A 20,656-nucleotide genomic window follows, 5' to 3' on the forward strand; every position below is an offset into this window, starting at 1 on the left:
GGAAATACAAATGAAAACAACAATTAATATTCAGGACCAATATTTAAACCAGTGCCGCAAAGATAACATACATGTGACCGTCTTTTTATTAAACGGATTCCAATTAAGAGGCCAAATTAAAGGCTTTGATAATTTTACAGTCCTTTTTGAATCAGAAGGTAAGCAGCAATTAGTATATAAGCATGCCATCTCAACCTTTGCACCGCAAAGAAACGTTCATCTTGAATTGGATAACCAATAAGTTTTTAAGAGCCCATCCTAAGGGCTTTTTTTTATTTTTGTGAAAACTTTTTTAATGAAATTCACCGTGTATGAATACATATTAGTTGAAGGACTATGCATTTCTCCTAAGTATATTTGAGGTCGGAATTTAGAGGATAAATTCTGAGTGGCCATAAAAAAGCATCCTTTGTAATCTGTTGGCGAAAATGAGAGGTGAAAGCTTTGGACCAACCCATTCGAATGAAAAGTAACGGCCAAATAAGTGTTGTCCTCAACTCACAAAAGGGAAAAACCATTTCAAAAGAGTTACCTGAATTTCAAGTGGTTCCGAAGGATATTCCGCCTGAACATGCGGCTCTTAAAGAAATTGAAGACGAGCTTGGGGCATTGGTTGGGATGGAAGAAATGAAAAAGATGATTAAGGAAATTTATGCTTGGATTTATGTAAATAAAAAACGTGAAGAAATGGGTTTGAAAGCAAGAAAACAAGCCCTTCATATGATGTTTAAAGGAAATCCAGGTACAGGAAAAACGACAGTAGCAAGACTAATTGGAAAGCTTTTTCAAAAAATGAGTGTATTAACAAAAGGTCATTTAATTGAGGCTGAGCGTGCTGACCTCGTCGGCGAGTATATTGGCCACACCGCACAAAAGACTAGAGATTTAATCAAGAAGGCCCAAGGGGGAATCTTGTTTATTGATGAGGCGTACTCATTGGGCCGAGGTGGTGAAAAGGATTTTGGCAAAGAGGCTATTGATACCCTAGTAAAGCATATGGAGGATAAACAGCATGAATTTATTCTGATTCTTGCCGGATATTCTCGGGAAATGGATCATTTCTTAACGCTTAATCCTGGGCTGCATTCGCGCTTTCCATTAGTGGTAGATTTTCCTGATTATAATATCGACCAATTAATGGAGATTTCAGGTAGAATGCTAATTGAAAGAGAATATGCATTTAGTCATGAAGCGGAAAAAAAGCTTAAAGAACATTTAATATGGGTGAAAGCAGTATTAAGCCCAAATAGTTTTTCAAACGGTAGGTATGTTCGAAATATTATTGAAAAATCAATCCGTGCTCAGGCAATGAGGCTGCTTATGTTAAATAGCTATGACCGTCATGAATTAATGACACTCAGAAGTAATGATCTTGTGTTTGAAGAAGATTAACCACAAAAAAACGACAGATTCTTGATAATCTGTCGTTTCTATTTGGAAAAGAATCTTAATTTGCTTCGAGCTTACGAATGGGCAATTTCCAATTAAAGGTATAAGAAAGTACTCGTAACACAGTTACAATAACAAATAAGGAATATAACTCCAATGGCTGTTCAGCAATACCCAGCCCGAGAAATAAGCCTGTCAAAATGGCCCAGAGTGCATAAATTTCTGCTCTTAGTACCATAGGCTTTCTTCCGGCTAATAAATCACGAATGATTCCGCCGCCAATTCCAGTTAAGACCGAGGCAACGATTACAGCACTAAGAGGGAGGTCCATTTTTACAGCGTAAATGCCACCTTGAATGGCAAAAGCAGAGAGGCCGATCGCATCAAATAAGTTCCCCCATTTTTGCCAGTGTTTGAGAAGATTGCTTGGAAATAAAAACACAGCAGTAATTGATAACAAGGCAATTTGAAAAAATAATCCTTGGTCCCAAAGTGCAGATACCGGTACGCCAATTAATAAATTTCGAATTGCTCCGCCTCCGAAAGCAGTAACGATTCCTAAAATATAAACCCCGAAAATATCATATTCTTCCTCCATCGCCACAATTGCTCCACTGACAGCGAAGGCTATGGTTCCAATCATACTTAAAACATCCCATGTCATTTTTGCTATCCCCTTGATGTCTATTTTATTTTTACACTATTAATATAGTAAATATGTAACAGGTTTCAAACATTAAAATTTTATCATGTTGTAGAAAAAATACAATAAGTTTTTTGGGAATTGGAGAAAATAGAGATTATATATATTTTTTGTTATGATGAAAGCTAGATGTTTAGAAAGGAAGGTTGCCTTTTGGAACAGAAAGAAACGAAAGAGAAAGTAATCCTGGTTGGCTGCCAAACCAGCGGGGACGATGACTTACGTTTTCACTATTCAATGGAGGAGTTAGAGGCATTAACTGAAACCGCTCAGGGGGAAGTGTTGGTATCTGTCGTTCAAAAACGAGAGCGCCGTCATCCAGCGACATACATAGGTAAAGGGAAAGTCGAAGAACTAAATGCACTCGTAGAGGAACTTGAGCCTGATATCGTCATTTTTAATGATGAACTCTCGCCAAGTCAAAAGAGAAATCTTGCTACAGAATTAAATGCCCGGGTGATTGACCGCACCCAGCTGATCTTAGATATCTTTGCACAGCGAGCGAGGTCCAAAGAAGGGAAACTGCAAGTGGAACTTGCTCAATTGCAATACATACTACCGCGGCTTGCCGGTCAGGGGACCGCTTTATCTCGTCTTGGTGCCGGAATTGGGACTAGAGGACCTGGTGAAACGAAATTAGAATCGGACCGTCGTCACATCCGGCGCCGAATCGATGATATCAAAAGTCAGCTTTCTGTCATCGTTCAGCACAGGGATCGATACCGAGAAAGAAGGAAGAAAAATAAAGCCTTTCAAGTGGCTATTGTTGGATATACCAATGCTGGTAAATCAACCTTGTTTAACCGTTTATCCGAAGCCGAGTCTTATGAGGAAAATCAATTGTTTGCCACCCTTGATCCAATGACACGAAAACTGATCCTGCCCAGTGGTTTCTTTGCTTTGATTACGGATACAGTTGGCTTCATTCAAGATTTACCGACAACGCTTATTGCTGCCTTCCGGTCCACCCTCGAGGAAGTAAAGGAGGCGGATCTGCTGCTTCATGTAGTGGATATGTCCAACCCGGATTATTTCCATCATGAGAAAACGGTAAAAAGACTGCTAGATGACTTAGAAGTGAAAGATATCCCGCAAATAACGGTATATAATAAGAGGGATATTCAGCATGCCGATTTTGTCCCAACTGCTGATACACCAACAGCATTTATCAGTGCTTTTGACGAGAATGACCGCCATTCTTTAAAAGAAAAAATAGAGCAAATTGTGATGGAATTGATGGTTCCTTATGAGGTAGCCGTTCCTTCTACGGAAGGAAAACTGCTTTCTCAATTAAAAAATGAGACCATCTTAAGAGGACTTTCTTTTGATGAAGATAGTCAGTTATATCACTGTAAGGGATTTTCGCTGCAAGATCATCAAATTACAGGCCAATTACAGAATTATAAAAGTAGATAGGAGATTCATGCATGTTTCAACAGTTAAAAAATGGGGAAAAACTCCAGCCAATCGTTAGGGAAGTCGAACAACAAATTGCTGGGGTACATAAGGAAATTGATGAAAGAATCGAAACCAATCAATTTAGGGTTTTACAGAGTTTTCAAAAACATCGGGTCAGTGACTCTCATTTTATCCCGTCAACTGGATACGGCTACGATGACATAGGAAGAGATACGTTGGAAAATGTCTATGCAGATGTCCTTGGCGGTGAAGCAGGACTGGTTCGCTCGCAAATCATTTCTGGTACCCATGCCATTTCCATTGCATTATTTGGTGTTCTTCGCCCTGGGGATGAACTCCTTTATATTACAGGCAAACCGTATGATACCTTGGAAGAAATCGTCGGTCTTCGTGGAAATGGGGTTGGTTCTTTAAAAGAATTTGGCATTTCTTATGATAGTGTTGCCCTGACAAATGAAGGGCGAATGAACTGGGATCAAGTATGTGAAAAAATAAAACCGAATACGAAGATGATTGGGATTCAACGTTCCAAGGGCTATGACCCAAGACCTTCTTTTACAGTAGCTGAAATTGGCGAAATGATTAAGTATGTAAAAGAAATTAAGCCAGATGTCGTTGTATTTGTGGATAACTGCTACGGAGAATTTGTAGAAGAACTGGAGCCCTGTCATGTCGGTGCGGACTTAATGGCTGGCTCGTTGATTAAAAATCCTGGCGGCGGAATCGTGAAGACTGGCGGATATATCGTTGGGAAAAAAAAGTGGGTAGAAGCTTGTTCATATCGGATGACTTCACCTGGGATTGGGGCTGAAGCTGGTGCATCCCTCTATAGTCTTCAAGAAATGTATCAAGGCTTTTTCCTAGCTCCTCATGTGGTGGGCCAGGCCTTAAAAGGTGCTGTGTTCTCGGCGGCAATGCTGGAGAAATTAGGTATGAATTCCTCGCCAAAATGGAATGCTAACAGGACTGACTTAATTCAATCTGTACAGTTTGATGACCCTGATAAAATGATTGCTTTTTGTCAGGCCATTCAATTTGCGTCGCCCATTAATTCATACGTGACTCCCCATGCGAGCTATATGCCAGGGTACGAGGACGACGTGATTATGGCTGCAGGTACCTTTATCCAGGGAGCAAGTATTGAACTCACCGCAGACGGGCCGATTAGACCGCCATATGTTGCCTATGTACAAGGTGGTTTAACATATGCCCACGTAAAAATGGCTGTTTGCCTCGCGATTGATCATTTAACTGAAAAAGGATTAATAGACCTTATTTAGTGCATTTATTGGTTTGTACGATTCTTTAAGAAAATTTCATGTGAGAAAGTCTAACATATCATTGACAACTTTTCTAACACGAAATATAATAGCATTATAAACAAACCCGAAGGGAGGAGTAATTAGGTGAGTGGAAAGGAAATTCGCCGTTCCATGCCGCTGTTCCCAATTGGAACGGTCATGCAGTTAACGGAACTTACAGCCAGGCAAATTCGCTACTACGAAGAACACCAATTGATTTCTCCAGCTCGAACCGAAGGGAATAGACGTCTATATTGCTTAAATGATATTGATAGGCTTCTAGAAATTAAGGATTTGATTGATCAAGGTGTGAACATGGCTGGTATTAAACAATTATTCCTAGTAAAAGAGCAACAACAATCTAACATAATCGAACAACAAGCAGAGAAGGCTAAACGCGAATTAACGGATGACCAACTTAGAAAACTACTACGCAATGAAATGATGCATTCTGGCCGAAACAACCGATCATCATTACGTCAAGGAGATATGTCAAGATTCTTCCATTAAATTGGCAGCATCTTTTCAAAAAATAGGGGGTAAGAAAATGGCAAAGTATTCAAGAGAAGATATTAAAAGATTAGCTGTTGAGGAAAACGTAAAATTTATTCGTTTACAATTTACAGACATCCTTGGAACTATTAAAAACGTGGAAATTCCAATTTCTCAATTAGAAAAAGCACTTGATAACAAAATGATGTTTGACGGATCATCAATTGAAGGTTTTGTACGAATTGAAGAGTCTGATATGCTGCTTTATCCTGACCTTAATACATGGGTGGTATTCCCATGGACAGCAGAAAAGGGGAAAGTTGCACGCTTAATTTGTGATATTTATACTCCAGAAGGAAAACCATTTGAAGGGGATCCTCGAAATAACTTAAGAAGAGTATTAAAAGAAATGGAAGAGTTAGGTTTTACTAACTTTAACTTAGGACCTGAGCCGGAATTCTTCTTATTTAAATTAGATGAAAAAGGCGAGCCAAGTTTAGAGTTAAATGACCAAGGCGGTTATTTTGATTTAGCACCAACAGATTTAGGTGAAAACTGCCGTCGTGATATCGTTCTTGAATTAGAAGAAATGGGCTTTGAAATTGAAGCTTCTCACCACGAAGTAGCACCAGGTCAGCACGAAATTGATTTTAAATATGCTGATGCATTAACTGCATGTGACCAAATCCAAACGTTTAAATTAGTTGTTAAAACCATCGCTCGTAAACATGGCTTGCACGCAACATTCATGCCAAAACCTTTATACGGAGTTAATGGATCTGGAATGCACATGAACCTTTCATTATTTAAAAATGGAGAAAATGCATTCTATCAGCCAAGCGGCGACTTAGAAATGAGCGATACAGCTCGTCAATTTATCGCCGGAATTCTAAAGCACGCTCCAGCCTTTACTGCGGTTACCAACCCAACAGTAAACTCTTATAAGCGTCTTGTTCCTGGCTATGAAGCACCATGCTATGTAGCTTGGTCTGCTAGAAACCGTTCACCATTAATTCGTATCCCTGCTTCACGTGGATTAAGTACTCGTGTGGAAGTAAGAAGTGTTGATCCATCTGCAAATCCATACCTTGCAATGGCTGTTCTTCTAAAAGCCGGTTTAGACGGAATTAAAAACCAATTAACTCCGCCAGCACCAGTTGATAGAAACATCTATGTAATGAGCAAAGAAGAAAGAATCGAAGAAGGCATCATCGATCTTCCTGCTACATTAGCTCAAGCATTAGATCAATTAAAAGCTGATGAAGTAATCGTGGCTGGTCTAGGCGAGCACATTATGGAACACTTTGTTGAGGCAAAAGAAATCGAGTGGGATATGTTTAGAACAGTCGTTCACCAATGGGAACGCGATCAATATATGAGCATGTATTAATATCAGTAAACCCTGTCACTTGTAGTGACAGGGTTTTTTTGTTGTGATTTATCAAGTTGATTTGCAAACTACAGTCGCCAATAGCCCCCGATTGACGACCTAAATTACTTATAACGTCTAAATTAGGTCGTCAATCCTCAATAATATCTATAATTTTCCTTTATTTCTTGAAAAATTCACAATTATCTTCCTTCTGCTACTCATATATATTATATGATTAACTTGAAAACATTTGGGAGGTGCTCTAATTGTATAAACTGCAAATTTGTAATGCTCAAACCCAAGAAATACTTCGTGAAAAGACGTATAAGAAACCGGACCTTATATTAAGTTTGCTAGAGTCAGGAGCCAAAGGTCAGGAATGTTTTCTATTTGATGAGGAACGTAGAACGTTAAAAGGAGATTATGTGAGCCATTCCGTATTTAAGGAAGCGGATACAGAAGTTTACAAAGCGTTTTTTAAGGTGAAATTATCTGAAATACAGGCACGGATAGCAAAATAATCAAATAAACAGTCTTCATTGGTAAGAGAAACGCCATAATACGAATAGTATCATGGCGTTTCTCTCGATTTATTCATTATTCTTTTCACTCTGATTAAGTAGCTTAATTTTAGAAAGAATGGCATCACCACCAATTCCTGCGATGATTGAAAAAAGGATATTTTCCACCGTTGAATTTGGAGCTGTATATAGAACGAGGAGAAGCGCAGCAAAAGCACCTAGGAGCAACTCTTCTAAAAAGCCGAGATAAATGAATCTTTTTGTTTTCCTTGGCATGATAATTTTTCCGTTCTTACGAACATGTCCAACAATGCCAACAGTTCCACCAATTACAATAGAGAAAATAATGTCGGTTAACACTGTTTCTCAACCTCCTTAAGCCTAATTTTTTGGACCTAAGGTAAATCTTGGTGTAGTTCAATTATATCAAACATTTCCAACATGGACATGAGTAAAAATACTGAATTTTCACTATATAATATACATGATATGATAAAAATGAAAAATTTTCCCAATAATGCGACATAAAAAAAGCATGCACAGTTGTGCAAGCTCCTTATTAATGAATATGCCGATAAACGCCGATAACTTTTCCTAGAATTGAAACATTCCTTAGAATAATAGGGTCCATTGTAGAATTTTCCGGCTGCAGGCGTATGTAATCTTTTTCTTTAAAAAATCTCTTACAGGTGGCTTCATCTTCCTCGGTCATTGCTACAACGATATCACCGTTATTCGCGGTTGGCTGCTGTTTCACAATGACGTAGTCCCCATCTAGTATCCCAGCTTCTATCATACTCTCACCCATGATTTCTAGCATGAAAACCTGTTCATCTGCAGGTGCAAGACTTTCTGGGAGCGGGAAAAACTCTTCGACATTTTCAATAGCTGTAATTGGTAATCCTGCAGTTACTTTACCTACCACGGGAACATTTACAACTGCATTTCTTGGTATATGTGCTGCAGCATCTGCCTCTAATATTTCAATTGCTCTTGGTTTGGTTGGATCCCGTCTAATCAGTCCTTTGCTTTCCAGCCTTGCTAAATGACCGTGAACAGTGGAGCTGGATGCAAGTCCAACTGCTTCTCCAATTTCTCTTACGGAAGGGGGATATCCTTTACACTTAACCTCACTTTTAATGAAGTCTAATATATCCTGCTGCCGCTTTGATATTTTAGCCATGATAAAATCCACCTCGTCTGGTTTTTGTTGTCTTTATTATACCATGTTCGTGTTTTTTATACAAACATAAGTTCGAAAAATAGTTGACAACAAACAAACGTTCGGTTTATAATCATATTAATAAAACGAACATATATTCTTAGTAGAGGTGTTTTTTATATGAAAAAATTATGGAACAAATACTCCTATGCTATTATTCTAATTATTTTAAGCTGTTCACTTTCCTTCATATTATCTTTTCAACATCATTCAAATGATCAAGATAAGTATTTAAAGATTACGATTTCAGAAGGGGATTCACTTTGGGAAATCTCTGACCAATATTCCGAACAACATTCATTATCAAACCAGGAATTTGTTTCTTGGATAAAAAAGCATAATGAAATTGATGAAGACCTAATTTTTCCTGGTGAAGAAATTATTATTCCAGTGAGTAACGAAAAGGGTTTAACAACACAAGAATTAGCTAGTGCTGTGAGTGAATAGAAAGGAATAACAATGAAAGCAATCATATACTGTCGTGTCAGCACCAACAAAGAAACACAAGAAACATCATTAAAGCGCCAAGAAGAGGAATTAACACAACTTGCTCATTCCTATCAATTTGAAATTGATAGTGTAATTAAAGAAAAGGCAAGTGGCTACGAATTCGACCGGGAAGGGATCTTTCAGTTATTAGAGCGTTTTAAAGATGATCAAGTTCATGCGGTCTTAATCCAGGACGAAACCCGACTTGGTAGAGGTAACGCTAAAATAGCGATTTTGCACTGCATTTTAAAAGAAAATATTAAACTTTACAGTATCTCTCAAAGTGGAGAATTACAGCTGTCAGAATCAGATTCCATGGTTTTAAAAATTGTTGGCATGGTGGAAGAATATCAACGTAAACTTCATAATGCAAAAATTAAGCGCGGCATGAAGCGAGCTGTACAGAATGGTTATAAACCTGAAAAAAACTTAAAAAATCTTGGTGAAGGTTCCGGACGTGAAAAAATTGAAGTACCGGTAGAAGAAATTGTCCGGCTAAGAAAGAATGGATTAATTTTTGCTGAAATTGCTGCCACTTTGAGAGGTTTTGGTTATAACATCTCAAAGGCAACCGTACATAGAAGATACCAAGAATATATCGAATCACAAGAAGAGTAAACCTTTTGCCTTGTCATTAGGTTTTTTTTTTAGTAAAATCAGGTGTCATGTAAACAGGTAGAAAGGAAGGTTTACTCCATGCTATCCAAAGAAAAAATGGCTAGAATTAACGAGTTGGCAAGAAAAGCAAAAGCAACGGGATTGACTGAAACAGAAGCCAAAGAACAATCAAAATTAAGAAGCGAATATTTGGCGACATTTCGTTCTAATATGCTAGATACCCTTACCAACACTAAGTTTATTGATCCTAAGGGAAATGATGTCACACCAGAAAAAATCAAAGCTAGGAAAAAAAATACACTTCACTAAAAATTCAGGGATACAATTTTTGTATCCCTTTTTTACATAGTGCGGCATATTCTGTGTCAAACTAAAAATAAAGCGGATTTTGTTCTTTATTATTATGCTATTTGTTGAATAAACCACAGTATCAATATAAAATTGAAATGTACTTAGTACCTAGTCATTAGGAAAGGATGTAATTCATGTTTAATACTATTGATGATTTATCAGTTACCTCGATCCGAACTCTTTCGATTGATGCAATCGAGAAAGCAAACTCTGGACACCCAGGGATGCCAATGGGTGCAGCGCCAATGGCGTATACTTTATGGACTCGTTTCATGAACCAAAATCCGAAGAATCCACGTTGGTTTAACCGTGATCGTTTTGTTTTATCTGCTGGACATGGGTCAGCGTTGTTATACAGCATGCTTCACTTGTCTGGTTTCAATTTAAGCATGGATGACTTAAAACAATTCCGTCAATGGGGCTCAAAAACACCTGGTCACCCTGAATACGGCCACACTGAAGGTGTAGAAGCAACAACTGGTCCACTTGGACAAGGGATTGCAATGGCAGTGGGAATGGCAATGGCAGAACGCCATGTTGCAAGTGTTTATAATAAAGATAAATATGAACTTGTGAACCATTTTACATACAGTATTTGTGGAGATGGAGATTTGATGGAAGGTGTTTCTGCAGAGGCAGCTTCACTCGCGGGGCACTTGAAACTAGGAAGATTAGTGGTCCTTTATGATTCAAATGATATCTCTCTAGATGGTGATTTAAATAAGTCTTTTTCAGAAAGTGTCAAAGATCGCTTCCTATCCTACGGCTGGCAATATCTTCGTGTGGAGGACGGAAACAATCTAGAAGAAATCGCAAAAGCGCTTGAAGAATCAAGAAATGATTTAGAACGACCAACAATGATTGAAGTAAGAACAGTAATCGGTTATGGTTCTCCAAATCGTGCGGGTACATCAGGTGTTCATGGTTCACCACTTGGTGCTGATGAATTAAAACTTACTAAAGAATCCTATAAATGGACTTTTGAAGAAGATTTCCATGTGCCACAAGAAGTCTATGATAACTTCCAAAAGCTTATCGTTGAAAATGGTGAGAAAAAGGAAAAAGAGTGGAATGACCTTTTCGCTCAATATAAAAATGAATACCCTGAATTAGCAGCTCAGCTTGAGCAAGCTTTAAATAATGAACTTCCAGAGGATTGGGACAAGGATATCCCTGTTTATAGTGAAGGGAAAAGCCTTGCAAGCCGTGCCTCATCAGGTGAAGTAATTAATGGCATTGCTAAAAATCTACCTATTTTTATTGGGGGCTCAGCAGATCTTGCAGGCTCTAATAAAACGATGATCAAAGGTACGAAAGACTTTATGCCAGGATCTTATGAAGGCCGCAATATCTGGTTTGGTGTTCGTGAATTTGGAATGGGTGCTGCAATGAACGGGATCGCTCTTCATGGCGGAGTAAAAGTTTTTGGCGGAACATTCTTTGTTTTCTCTGATTACTTACGTCCAGCGATTCGACTAGCTGCGTTAATGGGATTGCCTGTTACCTATGTATTTACGCATGATAGTATTGCTGTTGGGGAAGATGGACCAACGCACGAACCGGTAGAACAATTGGCGGCATTACGTGCAATGTCAGGAATTTCAGTCATTCGCCCAGCAGATGGAAACGAAACAGCGGCAGCATGGAAGCTTGCTGTTGAGTCAACAGACAAACCAACTGCACTTGTGTTAACTCGTCAGGATTTACCTACATTAAAAAATACTGATACCAATGCTTATGAGGGTGTTTCTAAGGGCGCCTATGTGGTATCTCCTTCTGAAAGAGAAACTCCAGATGCATTGCTTTTAGCAACTGGATCTGAAGTAAGTCTTGCAGTGGAAGCTCAAAAAGCACTTGCTGGAGAAGGGGTTCATGCTTCAGTCGTAAGTATGCCTTCATGGGATCGCTTCGAGCAACAATCCCAAGAATACAAAGACTCAGTCTTACCAAGAGGTGTGAAAAAACGTCTTGGAATTGAAGTTGGCTCATCGTTTGGCTGGCACAAATATACTGGTGACGAAGGCGATGTATTAGCAATTGATCATTTTGGAGCTTCTGCACCAGGAGAAAAGATTATGGAAGAATTCGGATTTACCGTAGATAATGTTGTGGCACGTGTGAAGGCACTTTTACAAAAATAAAATCGTAATTTTAAGGAGAGCGGATTTATCCGTTCTCTTTTTTTGTTCGGGCAGAAAATATTTGCAAAAATATGCAAAAAGATTTTGCTGCAGGAAAATTCATAAAATCTACCGAAATATAAAAAATAGCTTGCAATTCTTGCAATCGACAAAAATAGTGGAAGTTTTTGGCGCCGTAAGACAAAAGTTTCGCTTGTCTTTTTTTATAATAGTAAAAAGGGTAACCAACGAAGGAGAGAACAGTGGTGAGAAAATATCAACTATATTTAATAGAAGATGAATTTGCGACCCATTACTTCGGAAGAGAGCGATTGTTTTTTCAACTTTTTCAAGAGAATCATAAAGCAAACGGTGAATTTAAATTTATAACCCAAAAACAAATTTCCTATATAACCAGAAAAGTCGAGGCGCTAAAGATTCATCAGCTTATTCTAAAGCAACTTGGAAAAATCAAGGGTTTTAAAGCTGAAAATGGTGCATATTCGATGGAATTAAGCGGAAAACTAAGTACGGCAAAGTTAGAGGTATTCCAAGACTTAATTACTATTGATGCACAAGGAAGCTATGAAGCCGAGACTGCCTTTTTTGAAGTATTAAGAAAATGCGAGTCTTCTTTTTTAGCGCTTGACCTTGAACATCAAAGATATGGCTGGTTAAAACCGATAAAAGAAAGAAAATTTATCTGATTGCAGATATTGTCTAATCGTGTTTTATTTAGTACACTGTATGGTAGACAACACGAAGGAGGAAGTTGAATATGTATTACGTTCTAGTTGGTATACTGGCACTAGCAGCTGGTGTAGCACTAGGATTTTTCATTGCTCGTAAATATATGATGAGCTACTTAAAGAAAAATCCGCCTATCAATGAACAAATGCTGAAAATGATGATGATGCAAATGGGACAAAAACCATCACAAAAGAAGATCAACCAAATGATGGCTGCCATGAACAAGCAACAATCTAAATAAACGGACAAGCGAACACGATCCGATCAGACAATAATTAACCACCTTTCTGAATTTATTAAATTCCGACAGGTGGTTTTTATTTTCATAAAGGAAGATCCTTATGTTTTTTCGTCCTCAATAAGTATTCTTAATCTTTCTTATCTTGATAATATTTGGTAAAATGGAACTCCAGTAAATGGATTATTTTACCTGACAACAATTTATTTTTTTGTGTTTTGGGGGCGGTTGGATGAAAGTATTTTTAGACTTAGCATGGTATTTTAAAAAAGAGAAAAAAGCGTATATTTCAGGGATATTAATCTTAATGCTTGTAGCTGTCCTTCAGTTAGTGCCGCCAAAGGTCATTGGAATCATCGCTGACGAAATTAAGGATGGGACTATGACAAAGGGAATCCTCCTTCAGTGGATAGGGGCTCTTGTTGCAGTAGGCCTGGCAATGTATGTTCTCCGCTATTATTGGAGAGTGATGATTTTTGGGTCATCTGTAAAGCTCAGTAGACTGCTTCGGAATCGACTGTATCAGCATTTTACAAATATGTCTCCATCATTCTACCAAAAGCGTCGTATTGGCGATTTGATGGCCCATGCTACAAATGATCTGCAAGCAATTCAGCAAACAGCTGGTGTTGGCGTGTTAACGTTGGTTGATTCGCTGTCAACTGGTGGCTTTGTGATCTGTGCGATGGCATTTACAATCAGCTGGAAACTTACCTTAATTTGTTTGATTCCTATGCCTTTTATGGTCATCCTTACGAGTTGGTTTGGAACAATGCTTCATCGAACCTTTTATCAGGCACAAGAAGCTTTCTCGTCCTTAAATGATAAAACACAGGAAAGTATTACTGGGATTAAAGTGATTAAGACGTTTGGTCAGGAAAACGAAGATATCGAGGATTTTCGGAAGAAATCAGAAGATGTTGTCCAAAAAAATATTAGTGTTGCTAAAATTGATTCACTGTTTGATCCAACGATATCAATTATTGTGGGGATTTCTTTCTTTTTATCGATTGTATTTGGTTCTAGATATGTCCTTAATGGGGAACTAACGATTGGACAATTACTTTCGTTTACTACATATTTGGGGTTACTTATTTGGCCGATGCTTGCATTTGGCTGGTTGTTTAATATTGTTGAGCGAGGCAGGGCTTCCTATGACCGTGTCACCTTGCTCCTTCAGGAAAAAGTAGATATTACCGATCAGGAGGATGCTTTAAACGTAGTGCCGGCAGGAAAAATAAAATTCGACCTTGAGAAGTTTACCTACCCAAATGAAACGGAACCAGTTTTAAAGGATATTAACTTTTCTCTACATGCCGGGGAAACACTCGGTATAGTGGGTAAAACGGGAGCCGGGAAAACAACACTATTAAAGCTGCTCATTCGTGAGTTTGATAGTTATCAAGGGGAAATTACTTTTGGTGGAAAGAAACTTCAGGCCTACAAACTTGAAAAATTACGTGAGGCGATTGGTTATGTACCGCAAGATCACTTTTTGTTTTCGGCTACAGTCGGTGAAAACATCGCCTTTACAAATCCTAACTCCACGATAGAGGAAATAGAGAATGCCGCAAAGTTAGCGAATATCCATGATGATATCCTTCAATTTGCGGAAGGGTATCATACGGTTGTTGGGGAGAGGGGGGTGTCATTATCTGGCGGGCAAAAACAGAGGATTTCGATTGCCCGGGCTATTTTGATGAATCCAGAAGTATTGGTCCTCGACGATTCCTTATCTGCAGTAGATGCAAAAACAGAAGAAGCCATTCTTTCTTCGTTAAGAGAAAACCGGGAAGGAAAAACAACCATTATTACATCCCATCGATTAAGTGCGATTCAACATGCCAATCTCATTCTCGTTCTCGAAGAGGGTAAGATTGTCGAAAGAGGCACCCATCAGGCATTAATGGAAATGGGCGGATGGTATAAGCAAATGTATATACGCCAGCAGCTAGAAGAGCTGGTCGAGCATGGAGGACATTAATATGGAAGAGAAAATACATCTTTCTGACCGTGAACAACGAAATATATTATTTCGGCTGCTGTCCTACACGAAACCACATAAAAAACTGATAGGAATGGCATTTATCTTTCTATTATTAACGACCATCGGTGATATTGTCCTTCCGATCCTAGTCAAAATTTTTATCGATGATTATTTAACACCCGGAAAGCTTGAATTTCAGCCTCTATTAATCCTTGGCTCCACATATATGGGCATTCAAATTATCAAAGCCATTCTAATGTTTTTTCAATTTGTAAAATTCCAAGAGCTAGCTTTAAAAATTATTCAACAGCTTCGAATAGATGTTTTTTCTAAAGTTCAGTCACTTGGGCTGAAATATTTTGATCAAACACCTGCCGGAAGTATTGTCTCTAGGGTAACGAATGATACCGAAGCGATTAAAGACATGTTTGTCACAGTTATTGCAACGTTTATCCAAGGTGGGGTTTTATTATTAGGGATTTTTATCGCGATGTTTATCTTGAATATCAAACTTGGATTATTATGCGTCATTATCCTTCCAATGCTGGTATTTGTCATGAACCTCTATCGAAAGTTAAGTTCACGATTCTACCTTGATATGCGCGAACGACTGAGCCAGTTGAATGCCAAGTTAAGTGAATCTTTATCAGGAATGGGCATCATTCAAGTGTTTCGTCAGGAAAAAAGACTGCGTGCTGAATTTGGAATGATAAATGACCAGCACTATGAGGCAGGAATAAAGAATCTTAAAATTGACGGACTTCTGTTAAGACCAGCGATAGATTTGATTTACGTTATAGCATTAATCATTGTGTTATCGTATTTTGGGCTTACTTCTTTGAACCATGTGATTGAAATCGGAGTTTTATATGCCTTTATCAACTATCTGGATCGTTTTTTTGAACCGGTTAATCAAATGATGATGAGACTTTCCTTGTACCAGCAAGCAATTGTCGCTGGATCACGCGTCTTTAAATTATTAGATGAATCGGAGTTAGCACCTGCCCAAAAGGAAGAGAACAGTCTAGCGATTGAGCAAGGGAAAATTGAATTTAAGGATTTGAGTTTTTCCTATAATGGGAAACAGGATGTGCTTAAATCTATTTCATTCACGGCTAAACCTGGCGAAACCGTCGCCCTAGTTGGTCATACCGGTAGCGGGAAAAGCTCAATCATTAATTTGTTGATGCGGTTCTATGAATATGAACGGGGTGACATCTTCATTGATGGTCATTCTATCCGGAATTTCACCAAAACAGAGCTCCGAGAGAAAATGGGCCTCGTTTTACAGGATCCGTTTTTATTCTTCGGGACGGTAAAGGACAATATACGCCTGCATGCCAATGACATGTTGGACGAACAAGTGGAAGAGGCGGCGAGGTTTGTCCAGGCCCATACCTTTATAGAAAAATTGGACGATGGATTTGATCATAAAGTAGTAGAGAGAGGGACCGCTTTCTCTAGCGGTCAAAGGCAATTAATCGCCTTTGCTAGAACGATTGCGACCAATCCTAAAATATTGGTCCTTGATGAAGCAACAGCCAATATTGATACGGAAACAGAGGAAGCTATTCAAACGGCCCTCTCCAAAATGCGAAAAGGGCGAACCACCATTGCGATTGCTCATCGGCTGTCAACGATTCAAGATGCTGATTTAATCTTAGTTTTGCACCAAGGAGAAATTGTTGAAAGGGGAACACACCAGGAACTCCTCGCTCTAGGTGGGTTATACCATAAAATGTTCCTTTTACAAAATGGAGTGGTAGAGAGTATGGATGTTGTGAATTAATGAAGAAAGCCTGGCAGCGCTGCCAGGCTTTTCGTATTTTTATAGGAGTTTTTTCTTAACAAGCTGATGATGGAACCTTTTTTATATATATACGATGATATTCATTTAAGAGGTGGTCAAGCTCCTGGCTGTAGCGAATCGCAACGGAGGATGTCAAGCCGTTGCTAGTAGCGACTTGAATTAATTCAGCTCGTTTTTTTTCAATTAAAGTAACTAAATCATCCTTTGTCACGGCCGATTTCCTTTCCAGAGTAACCCCTAAATTTTGGTTAAAACAGAATACTAATATACCAAATATCAATTGGTTTTACTAGTATAACCTATGTTGTAAATTTTTTCAAAGAGAATTGTAAATAAATACCCATCCAATTTATGCATATAAATAGTTAGGAGAAGTATTGGAAAGGAGAAATAAAAAACGAGTGCGACACAAAATATTCAAGTTCAACATTATCATTTACAACAAACATTTGTTAGAATAGAAACGTATCGACTATAGTGGGAGTGTTAATATGTCAGATGTAAATATATTTTTAGCATTAGGGGCAGGATTTTTAAGTTTTATTTCACCCTGTTGTTTGCCGCTTTATCCTGCATTTCTCTCATATATCACAGGGATGTCTGTTGGGGAGTTAAAAAGTGAAAATGCCATGCTTCAAAGGCGGAGTTTACTCCACACCTTATTTTTTCTATTAGGCTTTTCAATTATTTTTATTGCGATTGGATTTGGAACTTCGTTTCTAGGAAGCTTTTTTTTACAGTATAAAGATCTAATTCGTCAACTCGGCGGAATTTTTATTGTTTTCTTTGGTTTAGTGATCGTTGGAATTTTAAATCCGAAGTTTATGATGAAGGATCGCCGTATTGAATTTAAAAATCGTCCTTCTGGTTATTTTGGTTCCGTTTTAATCGGGATGGCGTTTGCAGCTGGATGGACACCATGTACCGGACCAATTCTTTCATTTGTTATCTCCTTAGCAGCGACTAATCCTGGTTCTGGGATGATATATATGATTGCTTACTCGCTAGGTTTTGCGATTCCTTTCTTTATTCTTTCATTTTTCCTTGGCCGCATGAATTGGATTAAGAAGAACAGCGGGAAAATCGTCAAAATTGGTGGTTACATAATGATTGTCATGGGGATTGTCTTATTCTTTGACTGGATGACAAAAATCATTTCGATTTTTTCAAATTTGTTTGGTGGCTTTACAGGGTTCTAAATATATAAAAATATAAATATTGTATGTAAGGGAAAATTCCTGAGGAGGTTTTTCCCTTTTTGTATCGATAACAAGGTTGGTAAAAATGGGTTCCTTTTTATTGAGATAATTTTTTTCAAATCCATTTATTTGAGTTATAATGGGGTAGTAAATAAATTAGATAAGGAATGAATCTAATGAACATAGTTCTTGCTTCTTCAATTGGAGCGGTGTTTATGGGTAGTCTGGCCTTAGTAGTCCGGATGAAAGCCGCAAAGAAACCCACCAATGCTCGTAAAATAATTCTACCGCCTCTGTTCATGTCGAGTGGGGCATTAATGTATATTGAACCGCAATTTAGATTAACTGGAGCAGAAATGTTCGAGGCAGCAATTGTGGGGATGCTATTCTCTATTTTACTTATTAAAACCTCGAAGTTTGAAATTCGTGATAACGATATTTATCTAAAACGCTCCAAAGCATTTTTCTTTATATTAGTTGGGCTATTAGTTGTACGTCTTGTCATGAAGTCGGTGCTAAGTGCAACCATCGATATTGGAGAACTAAGCGGTATGTTCTTCCTCCTGGCCTATTCAATGATTGTGCCTTGGCGGATCGCGATGTATTTGGACTATAAAAAACTGTTCAAACAGCTGCATGGTGGGAAACAGATATAGTAAAGAGAGAGACTGGTCCTTTATTGGATCAGTTTTTTTATTGAAAATAAATAACCGTCTATTATCTAGACGGTTAAAATAGGTGCTCAAAGGGAGCGACATCAATCCGATTTTCAAACAGCTTTTTGCGTAAGAATTTATGATCTCTCTTTGGTGTTGCTTGAATATAGCCGCGAATAACTAAATCTTGAGTAATTTTTGGAGCTTTTTCTTTTAAGGCGATTTCGCCAATTTTTCCTGCAATCTTATGTCTGGCCACATCACGGAAAAGTTCGGGAACAGGGCTGACTAAATCCTCAAGGAGCACTTTCTCCTCGGGTCCCCACAAATGACGGGATTCATTAACATAATGTTCTTCCCAATCCATAACTGACTTGCCATCTTCTTTCGGCATCTTTTTCAAAAACTTCCGGAACATAAAAAATCCACCGATGGCAAAAGAACCAACTAGGAAAACTACCCAGAACAGGATAAACCATAAAAACCAACCATGAAGCATTCTATTCACCTACATAAATAACTATTTTTCATTTTATTATAATCTTTTTTTATAAGGATAGACAAGTATTGGACGTAATTGTATAAATTTTACCTGATGTTCTTCTGCTGGTATAGTAATCTCCAATCAACTTAAGAATTCCTTTTGACAATTGAAAAGCTTGTCGAAAAAATGACAAATACGCGGTATGTATTGATTATCATCATTTTCCATTGTAATATGATAACAAATGATGAAATCTATTGGATAAGATAGCTTTTGTTGTTATACTTACAACTATATTGATATATTAAAATCATGGGGCTGAATGGGGTACTGGTGTCCTCCACAGTCTTCAAAACTGCTTGAGACCTGCGTGCCAGGTCTGGTGGGTTCGATTCCCACGCAGTCCCGCCAAATTTATTGATGTATCAAGGGTTTTCGAAAGTTTATATTGATTAATAATTCTACAGATTCCTTCACAGTCTCACTCCTATCTACTGGAAAGGCTGTAGAGGGACTGTTACAGAGACTGTAGAGAACGTTTCCTTCAACCTCCAAATAATTATTTATTGGAGGTTATATTTATGCAATCAAAGGTTATTCCAAAGAAGGTAAAGCCGAAACTAGGTAAGATTAGAGAGGGAAGCAAAACGAAAACAAAGGCAAATTCCAATATCCTGACATTGGATCAGATGTTTAATAAGTTTATGACCGCTAAGAAAACAGAAGGATTAACACCTAGGGCGCTTGATGAGTACTACAATAACTATGCCTATCTCAAAGGTTTTCTTGGTGAAGAAATGACGAATGAGAACGTTACTACAGAGGATTTCCAAGGATATGTAGGGTATATGCTTCATTGATAAGGAACTTTCCCCTATGTCAGTTAATATTCGCATTCGTAATATAAGGGCATTGATTAGGTACTGTCATAAGAAGGAATGAATTACTGAGCCTATCCATGAGGATTTCAAGCCGATAAAAATACCTGAGGATACGTTAGAATCATTCACACCCGCTGAAGTTTAGATACGCTAGTGCGAATTTCAGAACTTTACGCAATGAAGAGGGAGAACGTAAATATAGATACGTGTCAGTCCTCATACATTTCGTCATACTGGTGCACTATGGTATATAAAAAAAGGTGGAGATCCATTTAGCTTACAAAAAACTTTAGGGCATACAGATATGAGCATGACACGTAAATATATTCAGATGAGCAATATGGATGTCCAAGGATAGCACAAGTTTTGAGTTTATTTTTTTCCAGAGATGAATTCAAAAAAGGGCAAGTAGATAATCGGGTTGGTGGAAGGTAAATAGCCTTATCTTCGTGGACAGTGATTGGAAAGAAAGTTGGTATGTAAATGGATAGGACGAATTACTCGGAGACCCAGTAAGTTTGAACCGAATTACAACTTGACATAATTTTTCATTAATAGTAAAATTCATTTCATAAATAAATTGATTAAATGATTTCCCTAACTAAATAGATTACTTTAGCATAAGGTTAATAACTATCTATTGATTCAATGAAA

Annotated in this window: 24 protein-coding genes and 1 tRNA gene; 20 read left to right on the top strand and 5 right to left on the bottom strand. The window is 38.0% G+C overall.

Features of this window, described 5'->3' with window-relative positions:
- Nucleotides 1–10 precede the first annotated feature (10 nt).
- Both hfq and spoVK read left to right on the top strand, forming a co-directional pair.
- A complete protein-coding gene (gene hfq / locus AC4QJR_RS09370) occupies nucleotides 11–241 on the top strand; it encodes an RNA chaperone Hfq (protein WP_026566590.1) in 231 nt (76 codons plus the stop codon).
- 203 nt (nucleotides 242–444) lie between these two features.
- Entirely contained in the window at nucleotides 445–1,392 is a 948-nt protein-coding gene (gene spoVK, locus AC4QJR_RS09375) for a stage V sporulation protein K (protein WP_496525966.1), read from the top strand.
- A gap of 55 nt (nucleotides 1,393–1,447) precedes the next feature.
- Here spoVK and AC4QJR_RS09380 read toward each other — a convergent pair whose 3' ends face one another.
- Nucleotides 1,448–2,053: a trimeric intracellular cation channel family protein gene (locus AC4QJR_RS09380; protein WP_496525967.1), complete on the bottom strand. Its 606-nt coding sequence runs from the start codon at nucleotides 2,051–2,053 to the stop codon at nucleotides 1,448–1,450.
- A gap of 192 nt (nucleotides 2,054–2,245) precedes the next feature.
- On the opposite strand from AC4QJR_RS09380, the gene hflX reads away from it, so the two are divergent.
- From hflX to AC4QJR_RS09405, 5 genes are all read left to right on the top strand, one after another.
- Nucleotides 2,246–3,508, top strand: coding sequence for a GTPase HflX (hflX, locus tag AC4QJR_RS09385; RefSeq protein ID WP_098572232.1), 1,263 nt, complete (start codon nucleotides 2,246–2,248; stop codon nucleotides 3,506–3,508).
- Between the two features lie 11 nt (nucleotides 3,509–3,519).
- Nucleotides 3,520–4,791, top strand: a complete 1,272-nt coding sequence (locus AC4QJR_RS09390; RefSeq protein WP_496525968.1) for a methionine gamma-lyase family protein — start codon at nucleotides 3,520–3,522, stop codon at nucleotides 4,789–4,791.
- Nucleotides 4,792–4,944: 153 nt separating this feature from the next.
- The gene (locus tag AC4QJR_RS09395; RefSeq protein WP_180230015.1) at nucleotides 4,945–5,322 is read left to right on the top strand and encodes a MerR family transcriptional regulator; all 378 of its coding nucleotides are present in this window, start codon (nucleotides 4,945–4,947) and stop codon (nucleotides 5,320–5,322) included.
- A 37-nt stretch (nucleotides 5,323–5,359) separates the two neighbouring features.
- Entirely contained in the window at nucleotides 5,360–6,694 is a 1,335-nt protein-coding gene (gene glnA / locus AC4QJR_RS09400; RefSeq protein ID WP_098572235.1) for a type I glutamate--ammonia ligase, read from the top strand.
- A gap of 248 nt (nucleotides 6,695–6,942) precedes the next feature.
- Nucleotides 6,943–7,197, top strand: coding sequence for a hypothetical protein (locus tag AC4QJR_RS09405; protein WP_375374824.1), 255 nt, complete (start codon nucleotides 6,943–6,945; stop codon nucleotides 7,195–7,197).
- 69 nt (nucleotides 7,198–7,266) lie between these two features.
- Here the strand turns inward: AC4QJR_RS09405 and AC4QJR_RS09410 are convergent, their stop codons facing one another.
- The gene (locus tag AC4QJR_RS09410) at nucleotides 7,267–7,557 is read right to left on the bottom strand and encodes a DUF4257 domain-containing protein (RefSeq protein WP_496525969.1); all 291 of its coding nucleotides are present in this window, start codon (nucleotides 7,555–7,557) and stop codon (nucleotides 7,267–7,269) included.
- Nucleotides 7,558–7,756: 199 nt separating this feature from the next.
- Nucleotides 7,757–8,380: a transcriptional repressor LexA gene (lexA, locus tag AC4QJR_RS09415; RefSeq protein WP_496525970.1), complete on the bottom strand. Its 624-nt coding sequence runs from the start codon at nucleotides 8,378–8,380 to the stop codon at nucleotides 7,757–7,759.
- Nucleotides 8,381–8,539: 159 nt separating this feature from the next.
- Here lexA and yneA point away from each other — a divergent pair, with 159 nt between their 5' ends.
- The 8 genes from yneA to AC4QJR_RS09455 all read left to right on the top strand — a co-directional run bounded on the left by yneA (nucleotide 8,540) and on the right by AC4QJR_RS09455 (nucleotide 16,761).
- Entirely contained in the window at nucleotides 8,540–8,866 is a 327-nt protein-coding gene (gene yneA / locus AC4QJR_RS09420; protein ID WP_375374827.1) for a cell division suppressor protein YneA, read from the top strand.
- Nucleotides 8,867–8,878: 12 nt separating this feature from the next.
- Complete coding sequence (locus tag AC4QJR_RS09425) at nucleotides 8,879–9,526, top strand: YneB family resolvase-like protein (RefSeq protein WP_496525971.1); 648 nt, start codon at nucleotides 8,879–8,881, stop codon at nucleotides 9,524–9,526.
- Nucleotides 9,527–9,604: 78 nt separating this feature from the next.
- The gene (locus tag AC4QJR_RS09430; RefSeq protein WP_496525972.1) at nucleotides 9,605–9,835 is read left to right on the top strand and encodes a DUF896 domain-containing protein; all 231 of its coding nucleotides are present in this window, start codon (nucleotides 9,605–9,607) and stop codon (nucleotides 9,833–9,835) included.
- 176 nt (nucleotides 9,836–10,011) lie between these two features.
- Nucleotides 10,012–12,018 carry a transketolase gene (gene tkt, locus AC4QJR_RS09435; RefSeq protein WP_496525973.1) on the top strand — a complete coding sequence of 669 codons (2,007 nt, stop codon included), beginning with the start codon at nucleotides 10,012–10,014 and terminating at the stop codon, nucleotides 12,016–12,018.
- Nucleotides 12,019–12,263: 245 nt separating this feature from the next.
- A complete protein-coding gene (gene sirA, locus AC4QJR_RS09440) occupies nucleotides 12,264–12,704 on the top strand; it encodes a sporulation inhibitor of replication protein SirA (RefSeq protein ID WP_026566602.1) in 441 nt (146 codons plus the stop codon).
- A gap of 71 nt (nucleotides 12,705–12,775) precedes the next feature.
- A complete protein-coding gene (locus AC4QJR_RS09445; RefSeq protein ID WP_373561664.1) occupies nucleotides 12,776–12,988 on the top strand; it encodes a YneF family protein in 213 nt (70 codons plus the stop codon).
- A gap of 229 nt (nucleotides 12,989–13,217) precedes the next feature.
- On the top strand, nucleotides 13,218–14,969 hold the full coding sequence (locus tag AC4QJR_RS09450) for an ABC transporter transmembrane domain-containing protein (RefSeq protein WP_496525974.1): 1,752 nt from the start codon (nucleotides 13,218–13,220) through the stop codon (nucleotides 14,967–14,969).
- A gap of 1 nt (nucleotide 14,970) precedes the next feature.
- Nucleotides 14,971–16,761 (top strand): ABC transporter ATP-binding protein, encoded by a 1,791-nt coding sequence (locus tag AC4QJR_RS09455; protein ID WP_496525975.1) that lies wholly within the window; start codon nucleotides 14,971–14,973, stop codon nucleotides 16,759–16,761.
- A 55-nt stretch (nucleotides 16,762–16,816) separates the two neighbouring features.
- Here AC4QJR_RS09455 and AC4QJR_RS09460 read toward each other — a convergent pair whose 3' ends face one another.
- Nucleotides 16,817–16,993: an aspartyl-phosphate phosphatase Spo0E family protein gene (locus AC4QJR_RS09460; protein WP_098572245.1), complete on the bottom strand. Its 177-nt coding sequence runs from the start codon at nucleotides 16,991–16,993 to the stop codon at nucleotides 16,817–16,819.
- A 280-nt stretch (nucleotides 16,994–17,273) separates the two neighbouring features.
- Between AC4QJR_RS09460 and AC4QJR_RS09465 the strand changes: the two genes are divergently transcribed.
- Together AC4QJR_RS09465 and AC4QJR_RS09470 are read left to right on the top strand one after the other, a co-directional pair.
- Entirely contained in the window at nucleotides 17,274–17,981 is a 708-nt protein-coding gene (locus AC4QJR_RS09465) for a cytochrome c biogenesis CcdA family protein (protein ID WP_496525976.1), read from the top strand.
- Between the two features lie 176 nt (nucleotides 17,982–18,157).
- Entirely contained in the window at nucleotides 18,158–18,637 is a 480-nt protein-coding gene (locus AC4QJR_RS09470) for a CcdC family protein (protein ID WP_375374831.1), read from the top strand.
- Between the two features lie 73 nt (nucleotides 18,638–18,710).
- Here the strand turns inward: AC4QJR_RS09470 and AC4QJR_RS09475 are convergent, their stop codons facing one another.
- Nucleotides 18,711–19,136 carry a DUF2621 domain-containing protein gene (locus tag AC4QJR_RS09475; protein WP_098572248.1) on the bottom strand — a complete coding sequence of 142 codons (426 nt, stop codon included), beginning with the start codon at nucleotides 19,134–19,136 and terminating at the stop codon, nucleotides 18,711–18,713.
- Nucleotides 19,137–19,435: 299 nt separating this feature from the next.
- On the opposite strand from AC4QJR_RS09475, the gene AC4QJR_RS09480 reads away from it, so the two are divergent.
- The 3 genes from AC4QJR_RS09480 to AC4QJR_RS09490 all read left to right on the top strand — a co-directional run bounded on the left by AC4QJR_RS09480 (nucleotide 19,436) and on the right by AC4QJR_RS09490 (nucleotide 20,360).
- A tRNA-Sec gene (locus tag AC4QJR_RS09480) sits at nucleotides 19,436–19,532 on the top strand.
- Nucleotides 19,533–19,702: 170 nt separating this feature from the next.
- A complete protein-coding gene (locus AC4QJR_RS09485; protein WP_496525977.1) occupies nucleotides 19,703–19,981 on the top strand; it encodes a hypothetical protein in 279 nt (92 codons plus the stop codon).
- Nucleotides 19,982–20,252: 271 nt separating this feature from the next.
- Complete coding sequence (locus AC4QJR_RS09490; RefSeq protein ID WP_496526647.1) at nucleotides 20,253–20,360, top strand: hypothetical protein; 108 nt, start codon at nucleotides 20,253–20,255, stop codon at nucleotides 20,358–20,360.
- Nucleotides 20,361–20,656 lie beyond the last annotated feature (296 nt).

The sequence above is a fragment of the Neobacillus sp. BP17 genome, from assembly GCF_059579525.1.